This is a genomic window from Algoriphagus chordae (genome assembly GCF_003254055.1).
Taxonomy (GTDB): domain Bacteria; phylum Bacteroidota; class Bacteroidia; order Cytophagales; family Cyclobacteriaceae; genus Algoriphagus; species Algoriphagus chordae.
The window spans coordinates 1-16088 of sequence record NZ_QKZT01000019.1 but is presented as its reverse complement, the minus strand read 5'-3'; the positions used below and the strand labels follow the sequence as shown (position 1 = coordinate 16088).

The following is a 16088-nucleotide window of genomic DNA, read 5'->3' as shown; positions in this document are numbered from 1 at the left end:
TCCGCTATTCGAGATTACAAATCTCGAATTATGTTGGTAAAGGAATCCCCGTCATCTCAGTAAAACCAGCATTACCTTGCAGCCCTCCAGAGTGTATCATCAGGATTTTTGATCCTTTTTTGAAATAGTCTTTTTTGATCAAATCCCAGATTCCAAAGGCCATTTTTCCAGTATAAATCGGGTCTAGCATTATACCGAAACGCTCATAAAACCACCAGAGAAAATCGATTAGCTCTTGTTTGTGTTTGGCGTAGCCACCAAAGTGATACGCAGTGAATACCTCATAAGTACCTCGAGATTCAAGCTGATATTTCTGGATAAGATCAGCGATTTCCTGATGAATGAATTCTCCTTTCAGCGAGGAGAAACCAAGTAGGTGCTGATGGGAAGTAAGTGAAGCATATAGTCCGGAAAAAGTACCGCCCGTTCCAATAGAAGAGCAGATATAAGAGAATTGCTGATCGGCTATGTCAAGGATTTCTTTGGTGCCTCGAATGGCCAATTCATTGGTTCCTCCTTCCGGAATCAGGTAGAAATCACCAAATTTCTCCTTTAAAATGGCTAGAAAAGTAGGTTCTGTTTTATTTCTGTAGCTATTTCTATCCATAAAATGAAGCTGCATGCCCAGTCTTTCGGAATGGGAAAGTGTAGCGTTAAGTGGAGTAGTTCTTTCCCCCCTTATGACCCCTATAGCCTCTAGGTTTTGAACTTTGGCAGCCTCAGCTGTGGCATAAATATGATTTGAAAAAGCCCCGCCAAAGGTCAGAATCTTGTTTTTTCCTTCGTTTTTAGCTTTTTCCAAATTGTATTTGAGTTTGAAAAACTTATTTCCGGAGATTTCTGGATGGACTAAATCCAAGCGTTTAATTGCCATTTCGATTCCTTTTTCCACAAGCAAAGGATGAGAAAGGAGTTGAGTTGGAGCTGGATTTGGGAGGAGCATTTAAATTGCTTTTTTGCGGAGTAGTCAAAGTTAAGCTTGATAATCTTATTTTTGCAGCATGAGTATGCAAGCAGACGAAGATTTTGAAGAAGAAGAGTTAGAACTTTATGAACATTACAAATTTGTAATTGACAAAGGTCAGACCCCTATTAGGATTGATAAGTTTTTAACAGATAAGATAGCTTTTGCTACCAGAAATAAGATTCAACAGGCCATTGATGCTGGAGCGATCCAAGTGAATGGTGAGTCGATCAAGGGTAGTTATAAGATAAAGCCACTGGATGATATTCGGGTCCTATTTGGTAAACCCCCACGTGATACGGAGGTGGTGCCCGAAGATATTCCGCTGGATATCGTCTATGAAGATCAGCATCTGTTAGTAGTGAATAAGGCCGCTGGGATGGTCGTTCATCCTGCTCATGGTAACTGGACTGGGACGCTGGTGAATGCCTTGGTGTATTACTTTCAGAACCTCCCTGAGATGAAGGGCAATGAGGGTAGACCAGGTCTCGTGCATCGTATAGATAAGGATACTTCTGGCTTATTGGTCATTGCCAAGTCTGAGGATGCCATGACTCATTTGGCATCACAATTTTTTCACCATACAATCGAGCGAACCTATAAGGCACTGGTTTGGGGGGAGATGGACGAGGATGCTGGTACCGTCACCGGTAATGTGGGTAGAAGTGCTAAGAACAGAAAGATAATGGATGTGTTCCCGGACGGAAGCCAAGGGAAACATGCAGTTACTCACTGGAAGATGCTGAAGAGATTACGCTATGTGTCGCTAGTTCAGTGTAACCTTGAAACGGGTAGAACACATCAGATTCGCGCGCACATGAAATTCTTGGGGCATCCACTCTTCAATGATGCGACATATGGTGGCGACAAGATTCGCAAGGGGACTCAATTCTCTAAGTACAAAACTTTTGTCCATAATGCATTTAATCTATTGCCTCGTCAAGCCTTGCATGCGATGTCCTTGGGTTTTATTCATCCAGTAACCAAGGAGAAACTATATTTCGAAGCTCCGCTGCCTGAGGATTTTCAAGCAGTTTTAGACAAGTGGGAGAATTACGTAAATTTCGAATAATGCTTCCGGTATTAATGATTAATTAATATTACCCTTTGATTGATGTGATTTTGACAACAAAACAGCCTTTTACAGGCTGTTTTGGTAATATTCAAATGATCCATTGAAAATTAGTCAATATACGAGTCAATTGTAATGCTGTTTTTAACGATACTGTATATTTCAAACGTTCCCATTGAAAATACTGTAAAAATTCAGAATATTTTTTGAATTATTTTTAATAAACAAAGCGACCTGCTATATTTGAAGTATACAAAGAGGGAAAACAAACGGTTGACACTCTAAGCACTCAGAATACATTGAAATTACACAACACTGTAGGATGTTGAAACTGGCAGACAAGCCCTCCTGTCTCGGGGGTGGAGGTCATAGGATAAAGCATTTAGCGAGCTCGTAAATTTGCCTAACTACTCCGTGGAGGTTCGAATCCTTCTCCTACAGCAGGTTATTTTGGGTTTATTGTTAATTGACTAAAACCATGAAATTTTGTTTCGTGGTTTTTTTTATGCCCTTTTCAAAATGGCTCTCATTTTTTATTTGGAGTCTACTCCAATTTTCCCAATAAGATTTTGCCGAATTGCCCTGTAATCACCATTAATGAATTAGTAATTAAGGCGTGTAAATACTGCTGATTATTAGTAATACTGTATTGATTACTTGTATTTAATATGAATTATGTAAATAATTGATTTATTTGTTATAAAAATTTTAATAAACCAATGGTATTTCTAATTTTGACCCAGCAGAATAAAAAATGGTTGTGCAAAATAGCACATCACCGCCTTTGATTCTTGCTTATCAAACCTATTAACCTTTGGTTTTTTTGAAAACCACCACTACTGGCAAAAGGCTAGTGTAAAATACAAATTCATCATTGTAGGATGTTGAAACTGGCAGACAAGCCCTCCTGTCTCGGGGGTGGGGATCCTGCTCGATAACTATCGGGCTTGAGAGGATAAAGCGTAATTCTACCGGACTATTGCCTAACTACTCCGTGGAGGTTCGAATCCTTCTCCTACAGCATAGAAAAAGCAGCACTTAAGTGCTGCTTTTTTCGTTTACATTTGTCCTAATTGCCTATTTTAGACAAAAATCAATCTGCATGACAGAAGAGCATAAAGAGAAGCATTCCAGGCATCCTTTTCGAAAAAAGGTTCTCAGATGGATAATGCTTATTTTTCTGTCTATACTTTTTTTGGAGTTTGTAGTCTATTTTGGTTCGAACCTAGTGCTCTCCAGTTGGGCAAGACGCAAAATGAATGAGGCTGCAAAGGATATCTATGTAGTTGATTTTAATAGGGTTAGATTTTCATTACTGCGCCGAGGACTTTTCATGGATGGTGTAGTGATGAAGCCAAAAGACGAAAATAAAGCTGCACAAAATCAGGCTTTATTTGATCTTACTTTGGATCAATTGGCACTTAAAAATCTTTGGTTTGATTTCTCTGAAGGAGTGTTGTATGTGGGCAATTTGGAGTTTGACAATCCAAATATCAGCATGGAACTACCTCCCAAAGTAGATCAAGCAGCAGACGATGCGGTTGAGCCAGAAGGAAAAAGTGGCTCTCCAGTAAAAGTTCTTGAAGAAGAACTAAAAAAAATCATTGATAAAATAAATTTCACAGGAGTTTACATCAGAGAGTTGGAGATCAATCACGCTGATTTATTCTTTCTGAATTTCCTGAGTCAAAACTCTCTAAAAGCGGAAAACACCAGATTGCTGGTGAAGGATATCAACTGGGCAACCAAAGATGAGTGGGAGACCCCTTTCAATGCCAGAGGATTTGAGTTTGACTTGGACAATGTAGATTTCCCACTTCCAGATGGAGTGCATTCTATTCAGTCCGAAAAAGTATATATCAGTTCACTGGAAAACATGATTGATATTAAAGGTTTTAAGCTTAATGCCGATAAATCCATTGAAAGCAAAGCCTATTATGATGTCTATTTGAGTCAGCTACGTGTGGGGAATGTAGATCTGAATGAGGCCTTTATGACCTCGAATGTCAATATTGATGAGATTGTACTAAATGATCCCGAGTTTAGGGTTGAAAAAAACAATGATACCAAAAAAGACAGTACAGCTACTGGAAACCTGAATGAGTTGATTGAGGGGATATTGAAGTCTTTTGATGTGAAGGAGTTGTCGGTGAATAATGGGAAATTTACCACCTACAGTTTATCGGATACTCTCAAAAATCGAATTGATATCAAAAAGCTTGATTTCAAAATGGTCAATTTTTACCTGGGTGATGATGATTCCAGAAAAGCAGATCAATTTTTTTATGGTGAGGATGCTGCCATGGATATTGAAAATGCGGACTTATACCTGTCCGATAATATCCATGTGATCTACGGTGATCGGGTAAGTGTGTCTTCTTTCAAAGATGAGATTATCATCGAGAATGTGACGGTGGAACCCAGGGAGAATGCCATGGAAAATGGGGAGGCTAGTCATATCATGCGTATTTCCCTGCCAAAATTAGTCCTCTCCAAAGCGAATTTGAAGCGCTTGTACAACGAGGGTGTTTTTAATATTGACGAAATGCTGATTCAGTCTCCCAAGGTGGAAGTCTTAGAGCTTAGCCAGCGGGAAGCCAATCAAAATAGAGTCCCTGTAAAGGAGCTTTTGGAGGGATATATGAATGAGGTCGCCATCGGCAAGATGGATCTTAGGGAGGGAGAAGTTCAATTCAAGAATGAAAAGGGTGTGAGGAGCGATGATATAGGCTTTGAGAAATTTAGTCTATTGCTTGAAAATGTGTTTTTGCAGCCTAATATGACTAATGACGTAAGAAATCAATTCCTTGCAGAGGAAATGGTCCTTAGTCTGGATAAATACCGCCTTAAATTACGTGATAATCTCCATGAATTTTTGGCAGATAGAGTACTGATAGATTCCAAGAATTCCCTTGTTCAGGTAACCAACTTTACGCTGAGACCAGAAAATCCAGATTCTATTCAATACATATTGGATACCTATGGCAAGTCAGTGATTCTTGATATTAGTATCCCTGAATTCCGAGTGGAAGGAATAGACCTGATGGCAGCCTATCGAGACGAGAAGCTGATGATCAACAGGATTCTGGTGCCTTCGCCTATCGCGGAGTATACACGCTTTAGGAAGAGAAAAATAACTGCAAGTGGCATAGCTGCAACACAGCTAGAATCTTCTGATGAAATAGAAGAATTGCTTACCTCTTATTTTTCTACTATTCAAATAGATTCTATCAGCTTCAGTAATGGGCAGGTGCATTACAAAAATTTTGCAGGCAATAAAGATATAGCACTCTCTGAAGACAGTTTATCACTGAGTCTGAAGGGATTTTATCTGGAAAAAGGACTTATCAAAAGTCCCGAAAGAACTTTCTTTTCAGATGAAATAGATTTGGTTTTGAGAAAGTATGACTTCTCCGTTGCAGGGGGAAATTACGAAGTAGATACAGATGGATTTCGATTCAATTCACGTTCAAAAACTATTGAAATTGACAATCTTACACTAAGTCCGAGTAGTACCATTAAGAGTAAAATTGCCTTATCCTTGAACCTTCCAAGCGTGTCTTTAGAAGGTGTTGATATTGAGTCATTTTTATTTGAGAATCAGCTTCGACTCGAAAAACTTGCAGTGGATGGAAGTGAGATAATTGTGGAGATTAATAAGGATTTTCAAAAGGAAGAATCCGAAGAAAATACTAAGCAAGGGGTCGTGAAGACGCTTCCAAAATCTATTGAGTTGGTTTCCATAGGTGCAATAGAGGCAAATAATTCCAAGCTAAGTTTGAATTACAGAGTAGGTCAGGATGATTTTGAATCTATACAGACAAACTTTGACCTCGGAATAATAGGCTTGAACCTTGACTCGGCGGCAAATGCGCAAAAGGATATCTCAGCATTATTCGATGAAATCAATTTGACACTGGAGGATTTTTCATACACCTTACCAGATAGTATTCACACGATCAAATTCTCTGATCTGTATGTGGATAATACGGCGGACGAAACGGTTTTTTCCAACTTTCAGATAGTTCCTAGCAATACCACAGGGAATCCTGGTTCTCCTATTTTGTCAGCAACGATAGATGAGCTGGGTGTGAGAAATAACAGCATTCGAGAGATTCAATCTACAGGAGTGTTTGACCTAACTCAGCTGAGATTACTCAATCCCAAGATAAATGTATATCTCGATACTGTTAAAAAACCAGCAAAGCCTAGGCTGAAGCCTGACGCAAAAAAGGATAAAACCGGAGGGCTGATAGAATCTATATTACTTCAGGATGTACTGTTCACCAACGGGGATATAGCTCTTCATGGTAAAGAGTCTGGCCCAGTTCCTAGAATGACCTTCAACCATGTCAATTTTGGGTTGAAAGCATTAAATCTCGATCTGATGAAAAAAGGAGCTAACATCAGTCCTCAGCTTCTTATGGAAAAGGATTTGAGTCTTTCGCTGTCAAATTATCAGGTTTATACTGAGGACAGCATGAGTAAGTTGAGTGTAGGAAAAATCAGGTATCTCGACAATACGATTGTGCTAGATAGCGTGCATTATCAGCCTGCGATGGGACGCTATGAATTTCTGCGCAAAAAAGGATATCAGGATAATGCGATGGATGCTTTTGTATCCAAAGTCCGTCTTGAGGATATTGATTTTGAGGGGTATTTCAACAACAAAAAGTTGAAGGCTCATGTGCTTAAGGTTGAGGGTTTGCAAATGGATGTGTTTAGAGACAAGAGAATTCCATTTAAAGAAGGGGTAATTAAGCCTATGCCACAGTTCTTGATGGAAAATGCGCCATTTGATTTAGACTTAGATTCTGTGATTGTACAAGATGGCTTTATACGGTATCAGGAATTTTCACCTAAAGCGATGCTCCCTGGTGCGCTATATTTTGATGAGGTAAATGCTTCTATTGCACCATTCGCTATGCGAAAAAGTAGTGAGGAATTCCCGTTAGAATCCAGTCTGGTATTTGTAACGGCTAAAATTATGGGGGAGGGTGATGTCACCTTAAAGGCAGATATGCATTTTGGAGACCCTTATCCTATGGACGTCAACGTAGAGTTGGGAGAATTTGACTTGACTAAAGTAAATGATATAATTTCCAAAGGCTCATTTCTGAAGGTTGTAGATGGCAAAGTCACTGATGGTAAATGGAAATTCAAAATTGATGATGACGTAGCCAGAGGTACCATGAATTTCAGGTATGAAGATTTGAAAATTGAGTTTTTGGATTCACTGACTTTGGAGTCTGGACGTGGTAAACTTGGGTTAATGACATTTTTAGCAAATGCTGTTGTGAAGAATAATAACCCACGTAAATTTTTCAATCATCGCGTGACTTCTAATATTTATTTTGAGCGAGATAAGGCTAGATTTATTTTTGGAGGCTGGTGGCGAGCTACTTTGAGTGGCTTGAAGGGAAGTTTAGGCCTGGGTCATCCAAAAGATCCTAAGCGAAAAGAAGAGGAGGAGTAATATCAATTTTCAGAGGATTGATTGTCACGGTATATTTATGCCAGCCTCTTTGTTGTTTTCAAAAATTTTGGAGGCATACACCTGAGTTAGGCAAGGAGGGGATTGGGGACAGATTTCCTTTCTCCACCGTTAAAGCGGATAGACTTGTTCTAGTTAGGGGCTAAATACAAAAAGCCGATTCAGTGCTGAATCGGCTTTGAAATTATTGTAAGAAAAGAGAGTTATTTAAGCTTTCCTTCCGTGTCGGTATAATTACCTATGATTTGAGCACCACTGTTAATAGTTACAGTACCGTAAACCGTTATAGTATTGCCTTCTCCAAGGAATTCAAGCGTAGCGCCAGAGTTCAATCTAAGATCACCATAGATCACAGTACTACCATGCAATTGAAGTGTGGATTGGCTGTTAATGTTTAGCGTGGTATTTTTTTGATATTGGCCAAAAGCAAACGCGCCATTAACAGTCATTAGACCATTGCTGTTTACGTTTAAGTTTTGCTCAATAGCCAAAGATCCACAGAATAAGAAAGTACCGCCCACGTTCACGTTTTTCAGTACGCTGGATCCAGCATATGACTGTGATTCATTACTGTTAATATTTAGGTTGGCATTTCCAGTGTATGGAAGTAGGCCTTCGCAGGATACATCAGAAGCTCCATCACTCTTATTTATTTTCAAAATCTGAAGTCCTCCAAAACCAGTTGCAACGAATACAAACTCTTCCTCATTTCTCACGAAGTTAGATGATCCGTCTAGATCCAAAACCCCAAATTCCTTAATTCCTTCTAGGTCGGAAACGTCAGAGATAGAAATACCTGCTGCACCATTGGCCATGAAAAGTAAATTGTTGTCAACAGAAACTGCGTTAGTGACAATGTCACCAGAATCTACATCTTCAGGACGAATAGGAATGGCTAGTTTTTGGATTAAGCTGCCATCAGACATTTTGTAGATACCTGCCCCATTAGCTCCTTCAGATACATAAAGATTACCATTGTCAATGTCCAAAGTTCTTTTGGCACCTGCTACATCTAGTGTTAATGGAATAGAAACTACTTCCGAAAGACTATTAGGGTCTAGAATATGAACTCCAGAGCTGCCACTAAGTACTGCCAATTTATCGTCTCCAAAGGCTACAGCTCTTAGATCTTCCATTTCAGTAGCGTTACCAGGAGTCTGTGTCGCATCAAATAAACCTATAACCCCAGGATTTCCACTGGTCAGCGCCGTATTGGAATTGGTGTTGGCTACATCAGTAGCAACAAAGCCAGGCAGAGATGTGTAAACAAAACCAGAAGTGAATCTTCCTCCAGCTGTAGAAACTGTGATTAAGTTAGCAGGAGAAGTTACTTCATCATTTTCGTCAATGTTTACAGCTGCTGCTAGGTAAAGTACACCGTTCTTGTATTCCAGTGAACTGATATCAGTATCTGTGAAAATAGCCTGCTCAGTAATTACCGGACTGTAGATATTTGAAATGTCGAAGATATCCACTGCTCCTAAATAGGTACTTCCCTCAGTATTGTAGGATACATAAGCATAATTACCGTCAATATCTACGTGAGTCGCCTTTAAGGTTTGCCCTTCGTATTGTGGTGCATCTACCTGTGAGACCAATACTAGTGGTAGATCCGAAGATTCTTCTTGGATTCTTCCAGAAGGTGCAGAAGGGTCGATTAAGGCAACCACTCCAGCATTATCTAGTTTCACACGAGTGGTAAGTGTTTCACTGTCCGTGTTGACGATAATTGAACCTTCATTAATTGGGTCTGAGCTGTCATTACATGAGTAAAACGCGAAGACAAGGGCCAAGCCGAGTAAGGAATGTTTTTTCATAATTTTTGGAAATATTAGAGATGTATTTTACCTCTTAAAAACTGTGTTTCAAATATTGAAATCCGAATTTTATTCCGAATATGTCAATATAGTAGACAATAACTTAGCGAGATAAGTTTCATTTGCTACAAAATTGAAATATTATTTTGATATAAATCAATAAGTTAGGGAGAGATTTTAAAATTATTCTCTATTTATTTTCTCATCAACTTGATTTGCTGTCGATGCGCAGCCCAGCTGATATCCAAGATATAAAGTCCAGAAGCAGAGCTATTCAGCCAACTGGATACAATTGACGAAATATCCTCAGGGGAGGATAGAGAGTGGAATTTAGTTTGACCAAGTGTGTTGCTCAGGCTGATATGAATAGGTTGGTCGTGGTAAAGGTCAAGCTGGGTCAATTCTACTTGAACTTCAGTGCCAGCAGCACTTGGGTTAGGGTAGGCAATCCAGGTTGTATTACTGTCGGAAGGTTCTACTTGTATCGCTTTAGTTTTGCTAAAGCTGTATTTACCTGAGTAGTCAACTTGTTTTAGTCTATAAAATATATTTCCTCCAGTTATTGGCAGATCTATATCAGTAAAATTGTATTCCACAGGCGCGTCAGAATACCCACTGCCTTCTACTCGGCCGATGGTTTCCCATTCCTTCACGGTATTCACTGCCCGCTCAATTTCAAAGTGCGAGTTTTCCCATTCTTTGGCAGTTGCCCATTCTAGAAGGGCAGACTTATCGTCTTTTAGGTAGGATGCGTTGAAGTAAAGGAATTCGACTGGGAGGATGCGATATACAGGATAATAAATAAAGACTTTTCCTGAACCGCCAGTTCCACCACCTAAAATGCCTGCGCCTCCTCCTGAGCCTGTATTATTTGGAGCATGTTCACCATATCCAGTTGTGCTAGCGTTTCCACCACCACCTAATCCTCCTGTGCCTGGACTATTATTGTTAGCATTGCTTGCTCCAGTAGCGGTACCACCCCCGCCACCACTGAATGTCCCAGGAAGTGTCGGGCCTATACCGGTCAATGATGATAGATCAAGTCCATCACCGCCATTACCACCTTTTGATTGTCCATTACCAGAGCTCGTTCCAAGTGATCCAGGGCTAGCAGCTCCTCCGCCCCCGCCGCCTGAAATAGGCTTTTTATCTGAATTTGGTCTAACTCCAGCTGCTCCATTTGTTAAGCCTCCAGTTCCAAATGTTCCTGTATTTGTATTATCAATATCTGAAGAATATACTGCTCCTCCTCCTCCAAATCCACCTGAGACTCCATTTACATTTGCTGAATTGTTACTGCTTCCGCCACCTCCTCCACCTAGAGCATCAATGTCGTATGATATTAATGCGCCAGAATAATCTGTGAAGGAGCCAGTGATCCTAGAGTTTTTTCCATTAGCTCCCCTAGAAGCAGCTGTACCGCCTACTCCTCCATCTCCAACCTGAACATTAAATGTAGTAGATGCTGGAAAACCGATTTGTTTGCCATTGTCATTATTAATGTCAAAATAAATTCCAGAATTTGGAGTAGAAGTTATAGCTCCACCTCCGCCCCCGCCTGCTGCATTTCCATAACCACCGCCGCCGCCGCCACCTATGGCGGTTACTCCAAATTCAGCTAATCCTTCTGGAGCAGACCATTCCGCATCACAATAATATTCTACGATATAATAGTCTCCATTTGTACCATAATCGAGTACTCTAGAGCAGGGTTCTTTTGTGGGGCAGGTGAAACTGATGACTACCGTTCCTTGGGCACCATATCCACCATACAATAAGCTTGAATCCCATTGGACGTTGGCTCCACCACCACCACCACCATAAATAGATCCGTTAAAGCCTAAACCGCTCCCATAGCCTCCTCTGCCTCCAGCACCTCCCAGTCCTAAAGGGTCTTGTCCAGCAGTGGAATTTGAACCATCAGTTGCTGCTGAAGAACCTCCCCATCCATTATTTCCTCCCGAAAACCCATTACTTCCTTTATAGGAAACGGTAGCACGAGAATCAACAGCTCCGCCTGTCCCACCTATTCCGCTATTTGCCGTTGGGGCTTGTCCACCATTAGCGAGTACTACAGAGTTAGTAATACGTCCAGGCAATGGTTCGCTACTATTTGCTGAGACATACGAAATCTGTCCGTTTCTTATCTCAGGAGTAGCACTATATGGATTTCCTCCATTTCCTATATAAACTGCCAAGGGTTGACCTGGTGTAACACTTAAGGTCTTTTTTGAATATGCGCCACCGCCTCCACCACCTGAAATATTACTGGTGCCATTTCCGCCAGCACCGCCTCCGCCCCAAGCTTCGATTGTGATCTCATATACATCCGCAGGTACATAAAAGGTGCCATCTGAAGTATAGGTCTCGCCGCAAAGAACACACGCTGTTCCTCCGGTTCTAGTACTAGATTTATAGCAAGCGTTATCTATGACGTTTAAGGAGACATTTCCATTGGTATTTCCTTTGATAGATACTTGCGCATTATTCCAAAGGTTTACAATCCTATTGCTGGTGACATTGTTATTGCCTTCAACGCTTAGGAAGGAATTGTCTGAGCCATTATAAATGCCTCCACCGCTCATATTGAAATCTCCATCTACTCTAATATCTGCATTGTCATGGCTAGATAGACTACCATTTGAGATAGTAAGGTTATTTGAAATTTTTACTTTTGAATCTCCTCGAAATTCCATTGAACCCCCACTGCTGCTTGCAAAATCTTTGGCATTTAGTTCCCCATAAAGAATAAGGGAATTGTTTGCATTAAATGTTAAGGTGTTTATAACATCCAACTTTGAAGTGGCATCTATTTTAATAGGACCACCTGCGTAACTGCCTGTTGTTAAATTATTCCCAATGTGAATACTGCTTCCTGAAGTCACATCTAATGTCGCGGTGGCTTGGTGCAGATAGGTGCCGTTTATTGTTAATGTACTTGCATTTTTAACTACTATTCCAAATGGGCCAACATTACTGCCCTTATTAGCAATACTTAAATCTGAGGTGAAAGTAAGTGTAGCTCCATTATTTACTATTAAGGAATCCATATATCCACCTCCAATTTGAGTGGACCCAGTGTATGTTATAGGATGATTTACAATGATCTTAACATTACATGCATTTCCTGAATTTAAGGTTAGTGGGGGCGGAGGGCCGCCATTGTTTATAGCTCCACAGTCCCCTGTTCTGATCCAAGCAGCAGGATCGTTCCAGTTTGTGCTAACTCCAGTAGTGGTATAAGTCTGCCCAAGCACTTCTCCTCCAAAACCGAAGGCAAAGCAAAAAATCAGAAAAACGAACAGAATCCTGCTTCTCATCATGATTTGAATTAATACAAGTGTTTATAAGGTAGCTCTGAGCTTTAGATCTTCGAAGAGTTTTAGGGAGTTAAGCTTTTTCGGTCTGGGCTCGCCTTATTGTATACGCAAAATTATGTCCATTAAATGGATCTAACCTAGTAGAATAGTAATTGTTTTTTGTAGAGGCTTGTATCTCAGTCATATAAAAAATTACAGCAAGCCTATTTTTTATGACAAAATGCTAATTAACAGCTCCTTAAAGCAGAAAAGTGTATGCTGCTTTTTAGGAGGTTTTTTTAAAATGTATTTTTTGAAAATCATGTTGTTTGGTAGAAAGTGACATGAAAAACCACTTTAATTCTTTGATTAGCGCTGAAACGCTTATTGAATTTCCTGATTACAAATCCTACGATATGTTCTCACGATTACAAATCAAGAGGAGCAAGATGCAGGAGGAGCATAATTTGGTATTGCTATTACGGCTATTCGGGATTTATAATCACGAATCTCTATGGTTTGTGCGACTGGAAAAAAGCCCTGCCAGATTTTACTCCAACAGGGCTTTTCCAGTTTAAATACTTAATGTTTCTATCGTCTTAGGATCACATTATGGTATTCTCTCTGATCCCCCCATGAGATCTCTATGGTGAAGATGCCTGATGCCTGGGCACTGAACCACTCACTCACTTGCGTACCCATTCTTCTCATTTCGGAAACCTGAATCGTATGGAACTGGCCCGTAGCAGAGATGATTCTCAAGGTAATCGGTTCGTCATGATATGCTGATGGATCTAGGATTTCTATATTAAATGGATGCCCAGTCGTCGGGTTAGGGAAGACTCTCCAATGGGTAGTACCAGGTAGTGCTTCCACCTTGATGGACTTGGTGTCACTGTAAGTAAAGTCTCCATCGAAGTCATACTGCTTTAAGCGGTAGAAGATATTTCCTCCAGCTACAGGCAACTTAATATCCGAGTAGTCATACTTCACTTCGGCATCAGAGTACCCTGCGCCAGACACTTCACCGATAGCTTCCCAATCTTTCACATTATTCACCGAGCGTTCTATCTCAAAGCGGTCATTTTCCCATTCCTTCGCCGTCGCCCAGGTCAAATCTCCTGATCTTTGGAAGTCATTGTATGTCGCATTAAAGTAGAGGTATTCTACTGGAAGGATACGGTAGTTAGGGTAGCGGATGTAGACTACACCTTGGAAACCAGCTCCACCTCCAGAACTACCGGCTCCACCTCCGGAGCCATAGGTTTGGCCATTTTGCCCTGCCCCCCCTGATACAGCATTTCCGCCTGCACCTGCACTACCGCCTGCACCTTGTTCTCCTGATGAGGTACCCCCTCCCCCAGCTCCAAAGTATTCTGTTGTCTCAGTGAAATTAAAAGGTAGGCCATCTCCTCCATTTCCTCCATAGATTCCAGCAATCCCGAATAAGGAATTTGTACCATTAGAGCCAGGCCCGCCGGCTCCACCTCCGCCTCCCCCAGCACCTCCAGCTACTCCAAAGATATTTATAGCATATGATGAACCGCCATTTTGTCCCTGAGGGATAGAACCATTCCCGAAAATTCCTATGAAAGTATTAAACAGACCACTCCAAGATGAAGCAGATCCACCACCTGATGCTCCATTTATACCATTTCGTGATCCTGTTGAACCTCCTCCTCCACCTCCTAGTGCTGTTAAGGATGAAAAAGACCCAGCTCCAGATAATGTTCCTCCAATAGAATTTCTCACATTTGAATAGTCAAAAGTACCCGCGGAAAAGGCAGATGGATTTCCTGTAGCTCCTCTAATGATAGATCCTGTCCCACCTGCCCCTCCATTACCAACTTGAATAGTAAAACTTGCCCCTTGAAGGCCATCATCTCCTGTCGAGGTAATGCCACTATAAGCTCTGTAGATGACACCTCCGCCTGCGCCTCCGCCGGCAGTATTCCCATAGCCCCCACCACCAGCTCCTCCAATTACTAGAACTTCAAATTCATCCAATCCTTCAGGTGCAGACCAAGTACATGTTCCTAAATTATCAAATCTTATCACAGTAAATCCATCTGAATCTATGAAAGAATTTCCGTCATCAACTAGAGTAGCACAAGACGGAATTGTACTGTCACAGATATAGTTGAATTTCACCTTTCCGTTAGGTCCTGTAACATTAATAATCGCGTTTGCTATTCTGGTGGCTGCGGGTTCAGATGAAGGGACTTCTGTTGCGAATACATCACTACCTGAGAATCCAGCGAATATTACTCCACTTGGCCATACGTTCATAGTATGAATATCTGTATTACCTCCTGTACCGTTTCCAAAAACTTGTATTGTAACTTGGGTTACGTTGGCAGGAACATAAAATTCTTGATTTCCATTTATTCTATCAAACTCCACACTACAACTTATTCCATACAAAACAGTTTTTGCACCTGTAGGATAATCAGGACAGAGATCTGTTGATTTTTGGATGGAATTAATCGTTAAAATAGTTGATCCTTCATTGGAATAGCTTGGAGAAGTAAAAGTAAATTCACCTGCTGTTGTAACTGTAACAGAAATATTTTGATCAGGGCCACTATTTGCGCCGGTTCTACTATAATTGACAGTATATGTTCCAAGAGTTAAGCCTGGGCTATAGACAGTAAACGTGGAAGTAGCAGGGAGAGGATCGCCTAAGCCAGGGTTGTCTACATTGATGCCCGAGATAGGGTAACTTGGGTCTGTAACTGTTATATTTCCTTCTGCAAATATTTCTCCGCAACCGCCTTCTAATGGAATACTGTAGTTGAAAATACCCTCTTCAGCAGGAGTGCCTGTAATGGAAATCACATTGCTTTCCCAGGTGGCAGTGACACCATTTGGCAAATTGTAGTCCACCTCATCACTTTCCACTTTAATACCAGTTGCTCCTGTGGTAGTGTGATTTATAACTGGCATAGTAGTATTGATACACAGTTCTGGAGAAGTTGATGCTGGGGTAACTGTATTTGTTGGTGTCACCTCTATTTCCACAATATCAGAAGTAGCGGAACCACAAGTAGGACTTGTAGCAACTGCAAAATAGAATAGCGAACCATCTGATGTAGTTGGAGGAGTGAATGTGTTGCCCGTACCAACGGATGTGGCTCCAATAGTGGAGTTGGAGGTGTTGGAGAACCACTCATAGGCAATGCTTCCCGTACCAGTTGCCACCACCGATAAATCAGTAGGAGTTTCGTTTTGGCAATAAACACTACCTATAGGATGGGTATCAATTGTAGTTTCTGGTGTCACCTCTATTTCCACAATATCTGATGTGATGGATCCACAAGTTGCACTGGCAGCAACAGCAAAATAGTAGGTTGTTTCTGCAGTAGTAGTAGGAGGGGTAAATGTAGTGCCTGTTCCCACAGAGGTAGCTCCAGTAGTTGAATTTGAGCTGTTAGAGAACCAT

Annotated in this window: 6 protein-coding genes; 2 read left to right on the top strand and 4 right to left on the bottom strand. The window is 41.0% G+C overall.

What is annotated here, in order from left to right:
• Nucleotides 1-28: 28 nt before the first annotated feature.
• Nucleotides 29-943, bottom strand: a complete 915-nt coding sequence (locus LV85_RS17730) for a 1-aminocyclopropane-1-carboxylate deaminase/D-cysteine desulfhydrase (RefSeq protein WP_111321919.1) — start codon at nt 941-943, stop codon at nt 29-31.
• A gap of 58 nt (nt 944-1001) precedes the next feature.
• Between LV85_RS17730 and LV85_RS17725 the strand changes: the two genes are divergently transcribed.
• Together LV85_RS17725 and LV85_RS17720 are read left to right on the top strand one after the other, a co-directional pair.
• Nucleotides 1002-2036 (top strand): RluA family pseudouridine synthase, encoded by a 1035-nt coding sequence (locus LV85_RS17725; protein ID WP_111321917.1) that lies wholly within the window; start codon nt 1002-1004, stop codon nt 2034-2036.
• Nucleotides 2037-3138: 1102 nt separating this feature from the next.
• Nucleotides 3139-7512, top strand: a complete 4374-nt coding sequence (locus LV85_RS17720) for a hypothetical protein (protein ID WP_111321915.1) — start codon at nt 3139-3141, stop codon at nt 7510-7512.
• Between the two features lie 221 nt (nt 7513-7733).
• Here LV85_RS17720 and LV85_RS17715 read toward each other — a convergent pair whose 3' ends face one another.
• The 3 genes from LV85_RS17715 to LV85_RS22100 form a co-directional block, all read right to left on the bottom strand.
• On the bottom strand, nt 7734-9347 hold the full coding sequence (locus LV85_RS17715) for an LVIVD repeat-containing protein (protein ID WP_111321913.1): 1614 nt from the start codon (nt 9345-9347) through the stop codon (nt 7734-7736).
• A 194-nt stretch (nt 9348-9541) separates the two neighbouring features.
• Nucleotides 9542-12670 carry a glycine-rich domain-containing protein gene (locus LV85_RS17710; RefSeq protein ID WP_111321911.1) on the bottom strand — a complete coding sequence of 1043 codons (3129 nt, stop codon included), beginning with the start codon at nt 12668-12670 and terminating at the stop codon, nt 9542-9544.
• 567 nt (nt 12671-13237) lie between these two features.
• On the bottom strand, nt 13238-16088 hold a 2851-nt coding region (locus tag LV85_RS22100), incomplete at its 5' end, for an immunoglobulin domain-containing protein (protein WP_394336132.1).

Excerpts from the sequence above, each read along its gene's own strand:
- LV85_RS17730 (WP_111321919.1), bottom strand. The coding sequence starts at position 943 with ATGCTCCTCCCAAATCCAGCTCCAACTCAACTCCTTTCTCATCCTTTG.
- LV85_RS17725 (WP_111321917.1), top strand. The coding sequence starts at position 1,002 with ATGAGTATGCAAGCAGACGAAGATTTTGAAGAAGAAGAGTTAGAACTT.
- LV85_RS17720 (WP_111321915.1), top strand. The coding sequence starts at position 3,139 with ATGACAGAAGAGCATAAAGAGAAGCATTCCAGGCATCCTTTTCGAAAA.
- LV85_RS17715 (WP_111321913.1), bottom strand. The coding sequence starts at position 9,347 with ATGAAAAAACATTCCTTACTCGGCTTGGCCCTTGTCTTCGCGTTTTAC.
- LV85_RS17710 (WP_111321911.1), bottom strand. The coding sequence starts at position 12,670 with ATGATGAGAAGCAGGATTCTGTTCGTTTTTCTGATTTTTTGCTTTGCC.